This window comes from uncultured Alsobacter sp. (genome assembly GCF_945952055.1).
Lineage (GTDB): Bacteria > Pseudomonadota > Alphaproteobacteria > Rhizobiales > Beijerinckiaceae > Alsobacter.
On the sequence record NZ_CAMFHB010000005.1, the window covers coordinates 42739 to 57478 of the forward strand.

16 protein-coding genes are annotated in these 14740 nt (G+C 70.1%); 8 read left to right on the plus strand and 8 right to left on the minus strand.

Going from position 1 to position 14740, the window contains the following annotated elements:
• The first annotated feature begins 132 nt into the window (after window positions 1–132).
• Complete coding sequence (gene phaR, locus Q0Q47_RS05345; protein WP_293855499.1) at window positions 133–735, plus strand: polyhydroxyalkanoate synthesis repressor PhaR; 603 nt, start codon at window positions 133–135, stop codon at window positions 733–735.
• A gap of 296 nt (window positions 736–1031) precedes the next feature.
• On the opposite strand, the gene Q0Q47_RS05350 is transcribed toward phaR, so the two are convergent.
• Window positions 1032–2747, minus strand: coding sequence for a GGDEF and EAL domain-containing protein (locus tag Q0Q47_RS05350; RefSeq protein WP_293855502.1), 1716 nt, complete (start codon window positions 2745–2747; stop codon window positions 1032–1034).
• A gap of 148 nt (window positions 2748–2895) precedes the next feature.
• On the opposite strand from Q0Q47_RS05350, the gene Q0Q47_RS05355 reads away from it, so the two are divergent.
• Window positions 2896–3189: a hypothetical protein gene (locus tag Q0Q47_RS05355; protein WP_293855505.1), complete on the plus strand. Its 294-nt coding sequence runs from the start codon at window positions 2896–2898 to the stop codon at window positions 3187–3189.
• Window positions 3190–3406: 217 nt separating this feature from the next.
• Here Q0Q47_RS05355 and rpmF read toward each other — a convergent pair whose 3' ends face one another.
• Entirely contained in the window at window positions 3407–3592 is a 186-nt protein-coding gene (gene rpmF / locus Q0Q47_RS05360; protein WP_293855508.1) for a 50S ribosomal protein L32, read from the minus strand.
• 148 nt (window positions 3593–3740) lie between these two features.
• A complete protein-coding gene (gene mtgA, locus Q0Q47_RS05365; protein WP_293855511.1) occupies window positions 3741–4412 on the minus strand; it encodes a monofunctional biosynthetic peptidoglycan transglycosylase in 672 nt (223 codons plus the stop codon).
• 104 nt (window positions 4413–4516) lie between these two features.
• Here mtgA and Q0Q47_RS05370 point away from each other — a divergent pair, with 104 nt between their 5' ends.
• From Q0Q47_RS05370 to Q0Q47_RS05380, 3 genes are read left to right on the plus strand one after another with little or no spacing between them, the layout of a single operon-like run.
• Window positions 4517–5455, plus strand: coding sequence for a polyprenyl synthetase family protein (locus Q0Q47_RS05370; protein WP_293855514.1), 939 nt, complete (start codon window positions 4517–4519; stop codon window positions 5453–5455).
• A complete protein-coding gene (locus Q0Q47_RS05375; protein WP_293855517.1) occupies window positions 5452–6135 on the plus strand; it encodes a DUF1345 domain-containing protein in 684 nt (227 codons plus the stop codon). Before Q0Q47_RS05370 ends, Q0Q47_RS05375 begins: the two co-directional genes overlap by 4 nt.
• A gap of 21 nt (window positions 6136–6156) precedes the next feature.
• Window positions 6157–7239, plus strand: coding sequence for a PLP-dependent cysteine synthase family protein (locus Q0Q47_RS05380; RefSeq protein ID WP_293855520.1), 1083 nt, complete (start codon window positions 6157–6159; stop codon window positions 7237–7239).
• Window positions 7240–7300: 61 nt separating this feature from the next.
• On the opposite strand, the gene Q0Q47_RS05385 is transcribed toward Q0Q47_RS05380, so the two are convergent.
• Window positions 7301–8203, minus strand: a complete 903-nt coding sequence (locus Q0Q47_RS05385; RefSeq protein WP_293855523.1) for a DUF3108 domain-containing protein — start codon at window positions 8201–8203, stop codon at window positions 7301–7303.
• A 314-nt stretch (window positions 8204–8517) separates the two neighbouring features.
• On the opposite strand from Q0Q47_RS05385, the gene rpmB reads away from it, so the two are divergent.
• Both rpmB and Q0Q47_RS05395 read left to right on the plus strand, forming a co-directional pair.
• Window positions 8518–8814, plus strand: a complete 297-nt coding sequence (gene rpmB, locus Q0Q47_RS05390; protein ID WP_293855526.1) for a 50S ribosomal protein L28 — start codon at window positions 8518–8520, stop codon at window positions 8812–8814.
• Between the two features lie 80 nt (window positions 8815–8894).
• Window positions 8895–9506: a queuosine precursor transporter gene (locus tag Q0Q47_RS05395; protein ID WP_293855529.1), complete on the plus strand. Its 612-nt coding sequence runs from the start codon at window positions 8895–8897 to the stop codon at window positions 9504–9506.
• Window positions 9507–9527: 21 nt separating this feature from the next.
• On the opposite strand, the gene Q0Q47_RS05400 is transcribed toward Q0Q47_RS05395, so the two are convergent.
• The 4 genes from Q0Q47_RS05400 to Q0Q47_RS05415 all read right to left on the minus strand — a co-directional run bounded on the left by Q0Q47_RS05400 (window position 9528) and on the right by Q0Q47_RS05415 (window position 14297).
• Complete coding sequence (locus tag Q0Q47_RS05400; RefSeq protein WP_293855532.1) at window positions 9528–10562, minus strand: esterase-like activity of phytase family protein; 1035 nt, start codon at window positions 10560–10562, stop codon at window positions 9528–9530.
• Window positions 10559–12457 (minus strand): cobaltochelatase subunit CobT, encoded by a 1899-nt coding sequence (gene cobT, locus Q0Q47_RS05405; RefSeq protein ID WP_293855535.1) that lies wholly within the window; start codon window positions 12455–12457, stop codon window positions 10559–10561. The genes Q0Q47_RS05400 and cobT overlap by 4 nt, the downstream gene beginning before the upstream one ends.
• Window positions 12458–12494: 37 nt before the next feature.
• Window positions 12495–13481, minus strand: a complete 987-nt coding sequence (gene cobS / locus Q0Q47_RS05410) for a cobaltochelatase subunit CobS (RefSeq protein WP_293855538.1) — start codon at window positions 13479–13481, stop codon at window positions 12495–12497.
• A gap of 192 nt (window positions 13482–13673) precedes the next feature.
• A complete protein-coding gene (locus tag Q0Q47_RS05415) occupies window positions 13674–14297 on the minus strand; it encodes a J domain-containing protein (RefSeq protein ID WP_293855541.1) in 624 nt (207 codons plus the stop codon).
• A gap of 165 nt (window positions 14298–14462) precedes the next feature.
• On the opposite strand from Q0Q47_RS05415, the gene Q0Q47_RS05420 reads away from it, so the two are divergent.
• Window positions 14463–14729 carry a BolA family transcriptional regulator gene (locus Q0Q47_RS05420; protein ID WP_293855544.1) on the plus strand — a complete coding sequence of 89 codons (267 nt, stop codon included), beginning with the start codon at window positions 14463–14465 and terminating at the stop codon, window positions 14727–14729.
• Window positions 14730–14740 lie beyond the last annotated feature (11 nt).

Consider the following 14740-nt stretch of genomic DNA (forward strand, 5'->3'; position numbering starts at 1 on the left):
CTTTCGTTTTGCATCTTGCCCAATCCCTGACCAAAGTTGGAGGAATTCTGTTTTCGCGCTGCCGCAAAGACGCTACGGTTCGCCCTCCGGCGGATGTGGAATTGGCCGGCAGGGGGGTTCGACGGACGGCTCATGGCGACTGAGAAGAAACCGACGGTCATCAAGAAGTACGCGAACCGTCGTCTGTACCATACGGGCACCAGCACCTACGTCACGCTGGACGATCTTGCCGCCATGGTGAAGGGCGGCGAGGACTTCGTCGTCTACGACGCGAAGACCAGCGAGGACATCACCCGCCCCGTGCTGGCCCAGATCATCTTCGAGCAGGAAGGCAAGGAGGGGCAGAACCTCCTCCCCATCACCTTCCTCCGCCAGCTGATCCGCTACTACGGCGACAGCATGCAGGCCCTCGTGCCCCGCTACCTGGAACACTCGCTGCACACGCTGGCGCAGAACCACCAGGCCTTCCGCGAGCAGATGGACACCGCCTTCGGCGCGAACCCGTTCGGCACCGTGGCCTTCCACGCCGTGGATGACCAGGTCCAGAAGAACATCGCCATGTTCCGCGATGCGCTGCGCATGTTCACGCCGTTCACGATGCAGGGCGGCGCGACGGAGCCCGAGGCGGCCGCTCCTGCGGAACCCGCCAAGGCGGACCCGCCCGGCGAGATCGACGAGCTCAAGCGCCAGCTGACCGAAGTCCAGAAGCGGCTCGACAAGCTGTCGGGCAGCTGAGACGCGCGGGCGCGACCCCTCTTCTCTGGATGGTGAAGCATCACCCCTCATCCTGAGAGCGCGTGAATCGTCGGTGACTCCAGCTTGCCTCACCCTCTCCGCGTCATGGCCGGGCTTGGCCCGGCCACCCACGACTTGAGAATGGCCCAGCAGAGTCGTGGATGCCCGGGCCAGGCCCGGGCAGGACGGCGGAGAGGGAGTTGCGAACTGGAAAACTCAGTCGCTGAGCTGCATCGCAGCCAGACTTAAAAGCCCTCAGGATCGACACCAGCGGTAGGCAGGGGCGTGGATCCGCCTCACGCCACCGCGCGGGCCGGCATGGTGCCCGCCGCCGCGTCGTCGAACAGCTCGCCCTGCAGGTAGGTGACGCCCCAGTCGGTGAGCATCTGGGCGGCCGTCTCGTCGGTGACCCATTCGGCCACCACCTCGACGCCCAGGTGCCGGGCGAGGTCCAGGAGCGTGCGCACGAAGAAGCGGTCGTCGGTCGAGCGGCCGATGTTCTGCACGAAAGCCCCGTCGATCTTGACGATGTCGAACGGCAGGGCGCGCAGGTGCCGGAAGGACGTGTGGCCGGAGCCGAAGTCGTCCACCGCCAGCCGGAGGCCGAGCTCCTTCATCGCCGCGAGGCGCTGGCGCATGGCCTCCACGTCGTCGACGAGGCAGGTCTCCGTCATCTCCACCACGAGCCGGCCGGCGAGGTCGGGCCGCGCGCTCAGACGGGCCGCCAGAGCGGCGAGCCAGTCGGGGCTGCGCAGGCTCGCGGGCGAGACGTTGATCGAGAGCCGCGCCTGCGGATCGTCCTGGAGGTCGGCCAAGGCGAGGTCCAGCACGCGCTGGTCCAGCATCGGCATGAAGCCGAGCTTTTCCACCATCGGGATGACGGAGGCGGCGGCCATCACGGAGCCGTCGGTGCGCTTGATGCGCATGAGCGCCTCGCGCATCGCCACCTTGCGCGTGCCGGCATGGACGATGGGCTGGCGGGCCAGCGTCACGCGCTGCTCGTTGAGCGCGGCCACGACCTCGTCGGTGAAGCGGCGATTGCCCATCCGGCGCGTGTCACGGCGCCGGTCGGGGGAATAGGCAACGTAGGCATCCGACACCGAGGCGCGCGCCGCGGCCAGGGCCTCGTCGGCATGCAGCAGCGCGTCCTGGACCGTGTGGCCGAAGCGCGGCAGCAGCACGCCGCCAGCGCGCACGCTGGCTGCCAGGGCCCCGGCGGAGGTCTGGATGGCGGCGTCGCGCAACGAACCGAGGAAGCGGGCCGCCGCAACGGGCAGCTGGTCCTCGGTGCATCCGGTGAGCACGATGGCGAGCTTGTTTCCGGCGACGCGCGCCATGGCATCGGCCCGGCGCATCACCGAGCGAAGCCGCTGGGCGACCCCGGCGATGAGTTCGTCGGCCACGTCGAAGCCGTAGGCCTCGTTGATCTCGCCGAGGGACTCGATGCCGAACAGCAGCATGGCGAAGGAGCCATGGGACTTGCGCGACCGGCTGATCTGGTCGGCGAGCAGGTCCAGGAGCTGCGCGCGCGTCAGCGCTCCGGTGAGGGGATCCGCGCCCGCGGCCTGCGTGGCCAGGCCGCCCCCGGCCTGCGCCGGCAGCACGCGCACGACCCCATGGACGCGGATCGGCTTGCCGTCGAGCCCGGCGAACCAGCGCCCGGTGTCCTCGACGCGCAGGACCTCGGCCCCGGCGGTCTTCACGGCATAGACGGTCTGGAAGGCGACGCCCTGTCCGGCGTCGCGGTCGGTGGATGTCGTCACCGTGTCGTAGCGCGAGCGTCCATCGCCCGGCACGATCAGGCGGGCATAGGCGCGCCCGGATGCGATGGCGGCCGGCGAGGCGGCGCGCAGCACGGCCATGGCCTGGGCGCCCCAGGTCAGCCGGTCGTCGGTCATGTCCCAGTCGTAGACCGTCTCGCCGATGGAGCCGAGGATACCGCGCAGGTCCGCGCCGGCAGGGGACTCGTCACGGTCGCGCACCGCCGAAGCGCGGTCATCTGGTGCATGCATGCCGGTCAACGCTGCGTCCCCCATGGCGTCCGGTGCGCCACGGCCGCTCCCATCACCGCTAACCATGGCACACGTTCCCGCGTGCACGGTGCTCGCGACAGCGTTAAGAAGGAGTTAAGAACTTGGGACGCGTTGAAACCGCATTGTCATGACCGACCACCCGCCCCGCATGGACGCGCACGACCCGGAGATCGACACCGGGCGGACCGCTGCGGCCGGGCGCTGGATCGTCGCCATGACGGCGGGGCCCTCCGAGCGTCCCGGTCCCACGGTGCGGCCCCAGGCCGCCTTCCTGACCCAGCTTCTCGCCATGCGGGCGGGCGTGCCCCAGGCGCGCCAGCGGATGCGCGCCGAGCCGGACGTCGGCGCGGCCGCCTATCGCGACGGCCTGGCGCTGAGGCGCCCCGGTGGCCCGCTGCAAAGCCTCGACCTCGACGCCTGAGCGACCCGGCGTGCCGCGGCGCGCCTGCCTTGCGGGCGGCCGTCCGGAGCTCACGCCACGGCCCCCTCGTCCCGCACGCTCGACCCTTGCCTTGCCTCGCCGGGGCAGGACGGCTGACTGGTTGCCGGGCAGGCGAAACGTGAGCTCCGCTGAGCCCCAAAGACGCAAAAAGCCGACCCGAAGGCCGGCTCTCAGCAGTTGTCGATGGTGGAAGCGATCAGGCTTCCGACTTCACCTTCAACACCTGGCGACCGCGGTACATGCCGGTCTTCAGGTCGATGTGGTGGGGACGGCGCAGCTCGCCCGAGTCCTTGTCCTCGACATAGGTGGGCTGCTTCAGGGCGTCGGCGGAACGACGCATGCCGCGCCGGGACGGCGAGGTCTTTCTCTTCGGAACGGCCATGTCACTCTCCGGTGTGGTCGGCGACCCCGGGCACGGGCGCGCGGCGCCCGCAGCCGCCGGCCGCGAATTCGAAGCCGGGCTTATACAGGCAAGCTCACGGAAACGCCAGTAGCCGCTGACCTCTTTTTCGCGGGGCCCCGCGAGGGCCTCAGCGCAGCACGCAGCGCGTCCACGGCTCGGCGCTGGCCATGCGTGCCGCCACGACGGCGGCGAGGCGCTGGTGGCCGCGGCTAGCCCGGCCGGCGTTCCGCTTGAGGGGGTTCGGCAGGGAGGTCGCCATCAGCGCGGCCTCCCGGGTGCCCAGGTCCGCGGCGGCCTTGCCGAACTGGCTGCGCGCGCCAGCCTCCGCGCCGAAGACGCCTGGGCCCCATTCGGCGATGTTGAGATAGACCTCCATGATCCGGCGCTTCGACCAGACGAGGTCCAGCCACAGCGCCAGCGGGATCTCGAGCGCCTTGCGCACGTAGGACCGCGACGGCCACAGAAACAGGTTCTTGGCGGTCTGCATGGTGATGGTGGAGGCCCCGCGCGACGGGCTGCCGTCCTCGGCGTCGGAGATGACGTCGCGCAGCGCGTCGAAATCCACGCCCCGGTGCTCACAGTAGCGGGCGTCCTCCGACATGATCACCGCCGAGACCAGGCGTGGCGAGATGCGCTCCAGCGGCACCCAGCGCCGATCGACCGGTTGCAGGGTGGCCCAGCGGCCCAGCATCAGCGTCGAGACGGGCGGCACCACCGCCCACAGCGCCGTGAGCGCCAGGAAGAGCACCACGAGGCCGACGACGAGGCGGAACGTCCAGCGCATCACGGTGCGGACCACGTTCACTGTTCCCCCGCCGGTTGTCCTGCTGCCCGCCATTCCCGAGCCTTGACCGAACTCAACGGCTGGGGCAAGCCGGATGGGACGCGTTCCGGACGCCCGCCATGGCCAGCACCACTGCCCTCAGCTTCGAAGCCGCGCTTTCGGCCTGCGCCGATGCGATCGAGCGCACGCTCGACGGGCTCCTCGCCGCCACCGTCCAGCCCGGCGAGATCGCACGACCCGCGCGGCTGACGGACGCCATGCGCTATGCGGCGCTGGGCGGCGGCAAGCGCCTGCGCCCCTTCCTCATGGTGGAGAGCGCGGCGCTGTTCGGCGCCTCGGGCGAGGGGGTCCTGCGCGCCGCCTCTGCGCTGGAGATGGTGCACTGCTATTCCCTGGTGCACGACGACCTGCCGGCGATGGACGACGACGACCTGCGCCGCGGCCGCCCGACGCTGCACCGGCACATGGACGAGGCCGCCGCGATCCTGGCCGGCGACGCGCTGCTCACCTTCGCCTTCGACGTGATGGCCGACCCCGCCACCCATGCCGAGCCGTCGGTGCGGGCGGACCTGGTGCTGGGCCTCGCGCGCGGTTCGGGGCTGGGCGGCATGGCCGGTGGCCAGATGCTCGACCTGGAGGCGGAGGGACGCTACGACGGCGGCCGCCCGCTCACCCTCGACGCCCCGGCCATCCGCCGGCTGCAGGCCATGAAGACCGGCGCCCTGCTCGCCTTCGCGGCGGAGGCCGGCGCCATTCTGGGGCGAGCCGCCCCGGCCGAGCGCAAGGCGCTGCTCGCCTACGGCAAGGCGCTGGGCGCCGCGTTCCAGGTCGCCGACGACATCCTCGACGTGGAAGCCTCCTCCGCCGCCATGGGCAAGGCGACGGGCAAGGACGCCGCCCGGGGCAAGGGCACGCTCGTCGGGATCCTGGGGCTGGAGGAGGCACGGGCCGAGCGCGACCGCCTGGCGCGCGACGCCGTGGAGAGCCTCGCCGGCTTCGGGCCCGCCGCCGATCGGCTGCGCGAGGCCGCGCGCTTCGCGGCCGAGCGGCGCTCGTGAGCACGCTGGCCCGCGCCCGGGCCCGCCTCGTCGGCTTCACCAGGGCACGGCCGCGCCTGCTTGTGGCGCTGGGGCTCGGACTGGCCATCTTCATGGTCCTGACGGCCCGATCCGAGGGCCGGGTCGTCACCCAGGCGCTCGTGGCGTGGGACGCCTTTGCCCTGATCTACCTCGTCCTGACGGGCGTGATGATGGTTCGGTCGCATGCCGGCGACATGCGGCGGCGCGCCTCGGCGAACGACGACAGCGCGCCCGTCATCCTCGCCGTCCTGATCGCCTGCATCGTCGCGAGCTTCGTGGCCATCGTGGTGGAGTTGGCGACCGCGACGACCGCGGGCGGCGTGCCGTGGCGGTCCTATGCGGTGGCGGGCGCGACCGTGCTGCTGTCCTGGCTGTTCACGCACACGATGTTCGCCGTGCACTATGCCCACCGGTTCTATGCCCCGGACGGCGACGGCGAGCATGGCGGCCTCGACGTGCCCGGCTGCACGCAGCCGGACTATGGCGACTTTCTCTACTTCTCCTTCGTGATCGGCTGCGCCACGGCGACCGCCGACATCGACATCACCTCGCGCTCGATGCGCAGGCTCGCCCTCGTTCACGGCGTGCTCGCCTTCGCCTACAACACCGCCATCGTCGCGCTCACCATCAACATTGCCGCCAGCCGCGTCGGCGGCTGAGGACGAGCGAGGAGCCCGCCGGTGCCCCACACGATCGATGCAGACGCCGCCTGGGTCCGCGATGCGGTGGCCGCCATCGGGGCCGACTTCAATCGCTCGGCCGACACCCATCTCGTGAAGCTCGACCTGCCCTGCCTGCAGGGCGTCGACCTCTACCTCAAGGACGAATCGACCCACCCGTCCGGCAGCCTGAAGCACCGGCTCGCCCGCTCGCTGTTCCTCTACGGGCTGTGCAACGGCTGGATCCGCAAGGGCATGCCCGTGGTGGAATCGTCGTCGGGCTCGACCGCGATCTCCGAGGCGTATTTCGCGCGCCTGCTCGGGCTGCCCTTCATCGCCGTGGTGCCGGAGACTACCGCGCCGGAAAAGATCGCGGCCATCGCCTTCTATGGCGGAGAGTGCCGCAAGGTGCCGGCGGCGCGGATCTATGCGGAGGCGCGCGAGCTCGCCGACAGGCTCGGCGGCCACTACATGGACCAGTTCACCTTCGCCGAGCGCGCGACCGACTGGCGCGGCAACAACAACATCGCCGAATCCATCTTCGCGCAGATGGCGCGGGAGCGCTTTCCGGTGCCGCGCTGGATCGTGGTGAGCGCCGGCACCGGCGGCACGTCGTCGACGATCGGCCGCTACATCCGCTATTCCGCCACCCTGTGCGGTCAGACGCAGCTCGCGGTGGTCGATCCCGAGAATTCGGTGTTCCTGCCTTACTTCGAGACCGGCGACGCAAGCCTCACCTCGGGCAAGCCGTCGCGCATCGAGGGCATCGGCCGCCCGCGCGTCGAACCGTCGTTCCTGCGCAGCGTCGTCGACCGCATGCTGGGCGTCCCGGACGCGGCCTCCATCGCGGCCATCCACTGGCTGGAGACGGTGCTGGGCCGCAAATGTGGCGGCTCCACCGGCACCAACGTCTGGGGCGCGCTGACGCTGGCCGGCGAGATGCTGGCCGCCGGCGAGACGGGCAGCATCGTCACCCTGATCTGCGACCCGGGCGAGCGCTATCTCAAGAGCTACTACGATTCGGCCTGGATCGCCGCCCAGGGCTTCGACCTCGACACGCCGCGCGCGGCGCTCGACGCGTTCTGCAAGACCGGGAGGCTGTGAGGCCTTCGCCCGGTCCGAAGCGGCCCCCGCTCGGAGTGTCCGAAACGATCAGGCCGTTCAGTCAGTTCGGGTTGCCGGCGTCGCCCTTCGGCGCGGCGCCCGAGGCGGTCGAGCGGCCGGTCGCGAAGCGGGTGGCCTCGATGACCGTGGTACCGATCATGGTGCGGACCGAGATCTTCACCGGCACCAGCATGCGGGCATTCTCGACGGGTGCCAGCCAGGTCGACATGTCGGTGTTGTCCGCCATGAACTGGGTGGCCTTGCGGCCCGTGCGGTGGCCGGCGATGGGGTTGTAGCGCGCGGCGCACACCAGCACCGGTCCGCGATAACCCTGGATGTCCACCTTCTCGGTGCCGACATAGGTGAGCGTCACGTCGAATCGCCCCGCGCCGTCGAACACCGGGATCGTCCGGTTGCAGGATGCGGGATCGAGGAGCGGTCCCGGCCTGGCCACCGGCATCAGCAGGGCACCGACGGGATCGACCACGTTGCGCTTGTGGGTGTCCAGGAGCGGCACCCGGTCCACCTTCTCGTCGAGCGGAGGATTGATGTCGACGGCCGCGACCGAGCCGGAGCTCAGCGCCATGCGCACCGTGTAGGTGCCGTTCGAGTTGGTCGAGGTCAGCGCGTAGGCACTCGGCACCACCCGCATGCCGGAGGTCGTGCCCGAGGACGTGCCGGCGCCCTTGCCGCCCGTGAGCAGGCCGGCGAGGCCGGTCATGCGGGCCCGCACGTCCACCTTGTAGTTGCCCGGGCTCACCGTCCCGCCCATCGCCGCCGTACCGATCGGCAGGCCCGCGAGGCTCAGGTCGTATTGCACGTCGAGGCTGTCGGCGCGCACGGCTCCCGCGGCCGCTCCGATGAGGGTCGTCGCGACCGTCGCAGCGAGCACGAAATGCCAGCCCGCGGTCAGGGACTGCAGGAAGCGGCGGCCCTGCCGGGCCTCGTCGGATGTCGTGGGCATGCTCATTCGGGGGTCGAAGCACGTTCCTGGCGTTGAGAAGCACGTTCCTGGCGTAGAACCGTTCACCACGATCCAGTTACCCTGCCCCACAAGGGCACCGGCGGAAAGAGTCCGTTTCGTGACGGCCCATTGTGCCTGATTCGGGGCCCTCGGCGCGACTTGACGCTCAAGTCCCCCTCCACTATAGAACCGCGACCTTTGATTGCTGCGTGATCCCGGCGGCGGCTTCGGCCGCCATCTGTCTTTATGGCGGGTGGCTTGTCCAGAGCGACAAGGCCACGGGAAGCGCGAAACCGGAACAAGGACGTAAAACCATGGCGCGTCGGTGTGAATTGACGGGCAAGGGCGTGCAGGTCGGGCACCTTGTCAGCCACTCGAACCGCAAGACCAAGCGGCGGTTCCTGCCCAACCTGTTCAACGTGACCCTGCAGTCCGACGCTCTTCAGCGTTCGGTGCGGCTGCGCGTGTCGGCGAACGCCCTGCGTTCGGTGGAGCACCGTGGCGGTCTGGACGCCTTCCTGGCCAAAGCCCACGAGGAAGAGCTGTCGCAGGGCGCCCGCGAGCTGAAGCGCGCCATCCAGAAGAAGAGCGCCGAGGCGGCCGCGCAGTAACTCGCGCCTGCCGACAGAATGATGAAGCCTCGCCACCGCGCGAGGCTTTTTTCTTTTCAGCCGCCAGAGGGGCATGTGCGATGAGCGACGGCTTCACCTCCAGCGTCCGCACCCTCGGCCTGCCCGTCGCGGCCATGGCCCTGGTGGTCGTCGCCTCGAACGTGCTGGTCCAGCACCCGTTCCCCTATTGGGGCCTCGGCGACTACCTGACCTGGGGCGCCTTCACCTACCCCGTCTCGTTCCTCGTCACCGACCTCACCAACCGCCGCTACGGAGCGGGCGTCGCCCGCCGGCTCGTGGCCGTCGGCTTCGTGATCGCGGTCATCCTGTCGATCGCGCTGGCCACCCCGCGCATCGCGCTGGCCTCGGGCACCGCCTATCTCGTGGGCCAGTTGCTCGACGTCACGGTCTTCAACCGTCTGCGCCGGCAGGCCTGGTGGCACGCACCCCTGGCCGGGAGCATCGTCGGTTCCGCCCTCGACACCGCGCTGTTCTTCTCGCTGGCCTTCGCCGGCGATCCGGAGATGTCCGGCACCGTGTCGTTCTTCGGGCTCGCTCCGATGCCGCTGTGGGTGAGCCTCGCCGTGTGCGACTTCGCGGTGAAGGTCGGGCTGGCGCTCGTCGCGCTGCTGCCCTACGGCGCGCTGCTGTCCATCGTGCGTCCGGTCGAGGCCCTCGCCCCCCGGCGCTGAACCCGCGTTGCCGTTTCCGGCTCAGGCCCCGGCCAGCCGGAACCGCAGCAGCAGCGTTCGCTGCAGGACGTTGAAGTTGTCGTCGGAGATCAGCGTGAGGATCGTGCCGCCATCGGCGGCGCGATGGACGCACAGGCCCTCCATGTTGTCGATGTGCATGGCCATGTCGGCGCTGACCAGCGTGTCGCCGTCCAGGCGGGCTCCCGGGCGCAGGGCCCGTCCGTCGAACCGGCGGATGCGCATCGCGATCCCCGACAGCCAGGCGAAGCGCCGTTCCAGCAGGAGCAGGTCGCCCGAGGGCAGGAAGGCGGCATCGGTGATGTCGAACCCGTCGCGCCGGACGATCTCGAAGCCGCCCGACGGACCGGTGATGAAGAAGCCGGGCGAGACCGGTCCGTCGCGGCCGTCGAAGGGGCGCTCCCCGACGCCGATCAGGCTGCCGGCATAGGGACCGGACGGCACGAGGGCGAGAGCCTCCAGCCCGCGATTGGCCGAGAACCGCTTGACGTCCGGCGGCACCGGGATCGGCACGCCGCGGGCTGCAAGACCGTCCTTGCCGATGGAAAAGCGCAGCACCTCGTTGACGCGTTCGAGCCCGATCCAGGTGGTGCCGTCCTGGATCGCGAGGCTCTCGCAATCCCACCGCCTCGTGCCGGCCACGGGGCGCCCGTCCGGCCCGATCACCGGCGCCAGCATCGCGTCGGTGAGGCCGAGGGGAGCGTCCCCGCGCGTGACGAGCGTCGCCGTCAGCCAGGTCCCCTTGTCGCTGACCGAGGTGAGGCGGGACCCATCGGGCGAGACGGCCAGGGCCGACCATCCGCCGAAGCGCTCGTCGGGGCAGCTGAGTTCGATCCCGCCCAGGAAGTCGAGGCTGCCGAATCGCACCAGGTCCGGATTGCGCAGCGAGAAGCGATCGATGGGAACCGCCCGGATCGCGACGGGGCGCGCCTCCATGGGCGGCGCCGCATGGGCGCGGCCGCTCCGTCCCGCGGTCGCGAGGACGCCCGCCGCACCGGCCAGGGCGCCCAGCGCGGAGCGACGGGTCGGTTCGCTCACGCCCGGCGGCCGCCCGCGCGCCGCGGTGCCGGCGACGACGCGTTGTCGTCGAACAGCTCGGCCAGCTTCTCCGTCATCGCGCCGCCCAGCTCCTCGGCGTCGACGATGGTGACGGCGCGCCGGTAGTAGCGCGTCACGTCGTGCCCGATGCCGATCGCGATCAGCTCGACCGGCGAGCGGTTCTCGATTTCCTCGATCACCCAGCGCAGGTGCCGCTCGAGATAGTTGCCCGGATTGACCGACAGCGTGCTGTCGTCGACCGGCGCGCCGTCCGAGATCATCATCAGGATCTTGCGCTGCTCGGTCCGCGCCAAGAGGCGCTTGTGGGCCCAGTCCAGCGCCTCTCCGTCGATGTTCTCCTTCAGCAGGCCCTCGCGCATCATCAGGCCGAGATTCTTGCGCGCCCGCCGCCAGGGGGCGTCGGCCGACTTGTAGACGATGTGGCGCAGGTCGTTCAGGCGCCCCGGATTGGCCGGCTTGCCGGCCTGCAGCCAGGCCTCGCGCGACTGCCCGCCCTTCCACGCCCGGGTGGTGAAGCCGAGGATCTCGACCTTCACGCCGCAGCGCTCGAGGGTGCGGGCGAGGATGTCGCCGCAGGTCGCCGCGACGGTGATCGGGCGCCCGCGCATGGACCCCGAATTGTCGATCAGCAGCGTGACCACCGTGTCGCGGAAGTTGGTGTCCTTCTCGCGCTTGAACGACATCGACTGGAAGGGATCGATGATGATGCGCGGCAGGCGCACCGGGTCGAGCTGGCCTTCCTCGAGGTCGAACTCCCAGGCCCGGTTCTGCTGCGCCATCAGGCGGCGCTGCAGGCGGTTGGCGAGACGGGCGACGACGCCCTGGAGATGGCCGAGCTGCTTGTCGAGATAGGCGCGCAGGCGCGCCAGTTCGTCGGCGTCGCAGAGATCCTCGGCCGAGATGGTCTCGTCGAACTTTCCGGTGAACGCCTTGTAGTCCGGCGCACGGGCATCCTTGGCGCTCGAGGTCGGCGGCCGCCAGGCCTCGGACGGGTCCTCGCCGTCGGCCTCGTCGACATCCTCGGGCATCTCGCCGGTCGGCCCTTCGGCCTGCTCCGACATGCCCTCTTCCATCTCGTCGGTGGCTTCCTCGGAGCGCTCCGCCTCGCTGCGGTCGGAGGGCTGAAGCTCCTCGGACTCACCCTCCTGCGGATCCTGCTCCTCACCCTCCTCCGACGATTCGTCCTCGTCCTGGCTGTCGTCCTGGTCGGCGGAGGAATCCTCGGCCATGTCCAGGCTGACCAGGAGGTCGCGCACGGAGCGGGCGAAGCTGCGCTGGTTCTCGAGGCTGTCGCCGAGCTTGTCGAGCTCGGCGCCGGCCTTCTCCTCGATCCAGGGGCGCCACAGGTCGACGATGCGCTGGGCCGCCTTGGGCGGCTTCAGGCCGGTCATGCGCTCGCGCGCGATCATGGCCAGCGCATCCTCGAGCGGCGCATCGGCCCGCTCGGTGATCTCGTGGTAGTTGCCGCGGTGATAGCGGTCCTCGAGCATCGCCGACAGGTTGCCGGCCACACCGGCCATCCGCTTGGAGCCGATGGCCTCCACGCGCGCCTGCTCGACGGCATCGAACACGGCACGCGCCGCCTGTCCCTCCGGGGCGAGGCGCTTGTGCAGGCCCTGGTCGTGGCAGGCCAGCCGGAGCGCCATGGCGTCGGCATGGCCGCGCACGATCGCGGCGTCCGTCGCCGACATCTTGCGGGGCGGATCGGGCAGGCGCGCGCGCTCGGGGGTCAGCGACGGCCGGTCGGAGCCGTAGGTGACTTCCAGGTCGCGGTTGCGGGCGATGGCGCGCAGGCAGCTTGCGACCGAACGCTTGAAGGGTTCGGCCGGCGCTTCCTTCGCCTGGGCGGGCTTGCGGTTGGTCGGTGCGCTCACGTTGGTCCCGTCCGCCGGGGGGCCGGCGGACTCCTGGTCAGCTCAGAGCCACGTTGACGGCGCTCTCCGGCAGTTCCTGCCCGAAAGCGCGCTGGTAGAACTCGGCCACCAGCGGGCGCTCGAGCTCGTCGCACTTGTTCAGGAAGGTCAGGCGGAAGGCGAAGCCGAGGTTCTTGAAGATGTCGGCGTTCTCGGCCCAGGTGATCACCGTGCGCGGGCTCATCACCGTCGACAGGTCGCCGTTGATGAAGGCGTTGCGGGTGAGGTCGGCGACGCGGACCATCTTGTTGGCGGTGTCGCGCCCTTCCTTGCCGGTCAGGTGCTTGGCCTTGGCCAGGATGATGTCGACCTCCTTGTCGTGCGGGAGGTAGTTCAGCGTCGAGACGATCGACCAGCGGTCCATCTGGCCCTGGTTGATCTGCTGGGTGCCGTGATAGAGGCCCGACGTGTCGCCCAGGCCCACCGTGTTGGCGGTGGCGAAGAGGCGGAAGGCCGGATGCGGCCGGATGACGCGCTTCTGGTCGAGGAGCGTCAGCTTGCCGGACACCTCGAGCACGCGCTGGATCACGAACATCACGTCCGGACGGCCCGCGTCGTATTCGTCGAACACGAGAGCCACGTTGTTCTGCAGGGCCCACGGCAGGATGCCGTCCTGGAACTCGGTGACCTGCTTGCCTTCCTTGAGCACGATCGCGTCCTTGCCGACGAGATCGATGCGCGAGACGTGGCTGTCGAGGTTGATGCGCACGCAGGGCCACTTCAGCCGGGCGGCGACCTGCTCGATGTGGGTCGATTTGCCGGTGCCGTGGTAGCCGGTGATCATCACGCGGCGATTGCGGGCAAACCCTGCCAGGATGGCGAGGGTCGTGTCGCGATCGAAGAGATAGTCCGGGTCGAGATCCGGGACATGGGCCTCAGCCTCGCGGTAGGCGGGCACTTCCATGTCGGTGTCGATTCCGAACAGCTGGCGAGCCGACACCTTCATGTCGGGCAGACCCGGCACCGTTGCAGTCGTGGCAGACATCGTTCCTCACTGGCGCAGGCGAGGCACTTGCCCCGCGGGGCCGCCACGCGTCCGAGCCGCGGGCGACAGTCCTTCAGGCATCATTAAGGGCTTACAGGGCCCTAGGCAATTCGCAAGCGTCGCGCCAGCCAGACGACAGGCGCGGCTCTTCCCCGGTTCTCCCGCCCTGGCCGAAGGTTCGGAGCCCGCCGGTCAGGCGAGGCCGGCCGCCTTCAGCGTGTTGTAGGCATTGATGATCTCGCGAAGCCGGTCCTCGAGCGAGCGGTCGCCGCCGTTCGCATCCGGGTGAACCTGCTTCACGAGGGCCTTGTAGCGGGCCTTCACCGCGGCCGCGTCGGCCGTTTCCTCGAGCCCCAGCGTCTCGTAGGCCCGGCGGGCGACCGGGCCCACGCCCGGCCGGCGTCCCTCGGGCTCCGGCGCGGCGCGCCCGGCGAATCCCGCCGCGCGGAACACGCCGAAGGGATCGTTGTAGACGAATTCCCCGCTGGGCTCGGCGGCGGCCGGCTTGGCTCCCGGCCCGTGCGTTCCCATGCTCCAGGTGGGGCGATGACCGACGATCGCCTCCTTCTGGTAGCGGGCGATCGCGTCGTCGGTCATGCCCGAGAAGTAATTGTAGGACTGGTTGTAGGCGCGCACGTGGTCGATGCAGAAGCGCCAGTACTGGCCTTCCTGGCCGCGCCCCTTGGGCGCCCGGTGCTCGCCCTTGGCCGTGCAGCCGGGGTGCTCGCACCCGGGCGCATCGACGCTGGCGCGCGCGTCCTCGGCGCGGCGCGGGCGGGAGCGAATGCGGTCGAAGATGCGCGAGTTGAGATTCATGACAGGGGCATTATGGGTGGTTGGGCGCCGTGAGCAAGCGCGGCGGCCGAGGGGCTGGTACGCGGCACGGCGCCGCGACCGGCAGGACACAGGCGAGGCCCCGGCCGGGCTCCGGTTCAGAGGACCGGACCGTGGCGCGGGATCGCCTGCAGGAGGAGACGGACGATGCGGATGGCCGAACTCATCACGACGAGAATCGAGGAGGCCCTGGCCCCAGTGTCCCTGGCCGTCATCGACGAATCGGACGGCCACATCGGCCATGGCGGTTGGCGCGAGGGGGGAGAAACCCACTTCAGGGTTGAAGTGGTGGCCGAAGCCTTCCGTGGCAAGAGCAGGGTCGAGCGTCATCGCATGGTCAACGCTCTCGCCGCCGACGCGTTCGCGCGCGGGCTTCACGCGCTGGCGGTGTCGGCCAAGGCACCCGGCGAGTGACGCCGGAGCGC

Bases quoted from the DNA above. Each gene is read 5' to 3' on its own strand.
- phaR (WP_293855499.1), top strand. From the start codon at position 133: ATGGCGACTGAGAAGAAACCGACGGTCATCAAGAAGTACGCGAACCGT.
- Q0Q47_RS05350 (WP_293855502.1), bottom strand. From the start codon at position 2,747: ATGCATGCACCAGATGACCGCGCTTCGGCGGTGCGCGACCGTGACGAG.
- Q0Q47_RS05355 (WP_293855505.1), top strand. From the start codon at position 2,896: ATGACCGACCACCCGCCCCGCATGGACGCGCACGACCCGGAGATCGAC.
- rpmF (WP_293855508.1), bottom strand. From the start codon at position 3,592: ATGGCCGTTCCGAAGAGAAAGACCTCGCCGTCCCGGCGCGGCATGCGT.
- Q0Q47_RS05370 (WP_293855514.1), top strand. From the start codon at position 4,517: ATGGCCAGCACCACTGCCCTCAGCTTCGAAGCCGCGCTTTCGGCCTGC.
- Q0Q47_RS05385 (WP_293855523.1), bottom strand. From the start codon at position 8,203: ATGCCCACGACATCCGACGAGGCCCGGCAGGGCCGCCGCTTCCTGCAG.
- rpmB (WP_293855526.1), top strand. From the start codon at position 8,518: ATGGCGCGTCGGTGTGAATTGACGGGCAAGGGCGTGCAGGTCGGGCAC.
- Q0Q47_RS05395 (WP_293855529.1), top strand. From the start codon at position 8,895: ATGAGCGACGGCTTCACCTCCAGCGTCCGCACCCTCGGCCTGCCCGTC.
- cobS (WP_293855538.1), bottom strand. From the start codon at position 13,481: ATGTCTGCCACGACTGCAACGGTGCCGGGTCTGCCCGACATGAAGGTG.
- Q0Q47_RS05415 (WP_293855541.1), bottom strand. From the start codon at position 14,297: ATGAATCTCAACTCGCGCATCTTCGACCGCATTCGCTCCCGCCCGCGC.
- Q0Q47_RS05420 (WP_293855544.1), top strand. From the start codon at position 14,463: ATGCGGATGGCCGAACTCATCACGACGAGAATCGAGGAGGCCCTGGCC.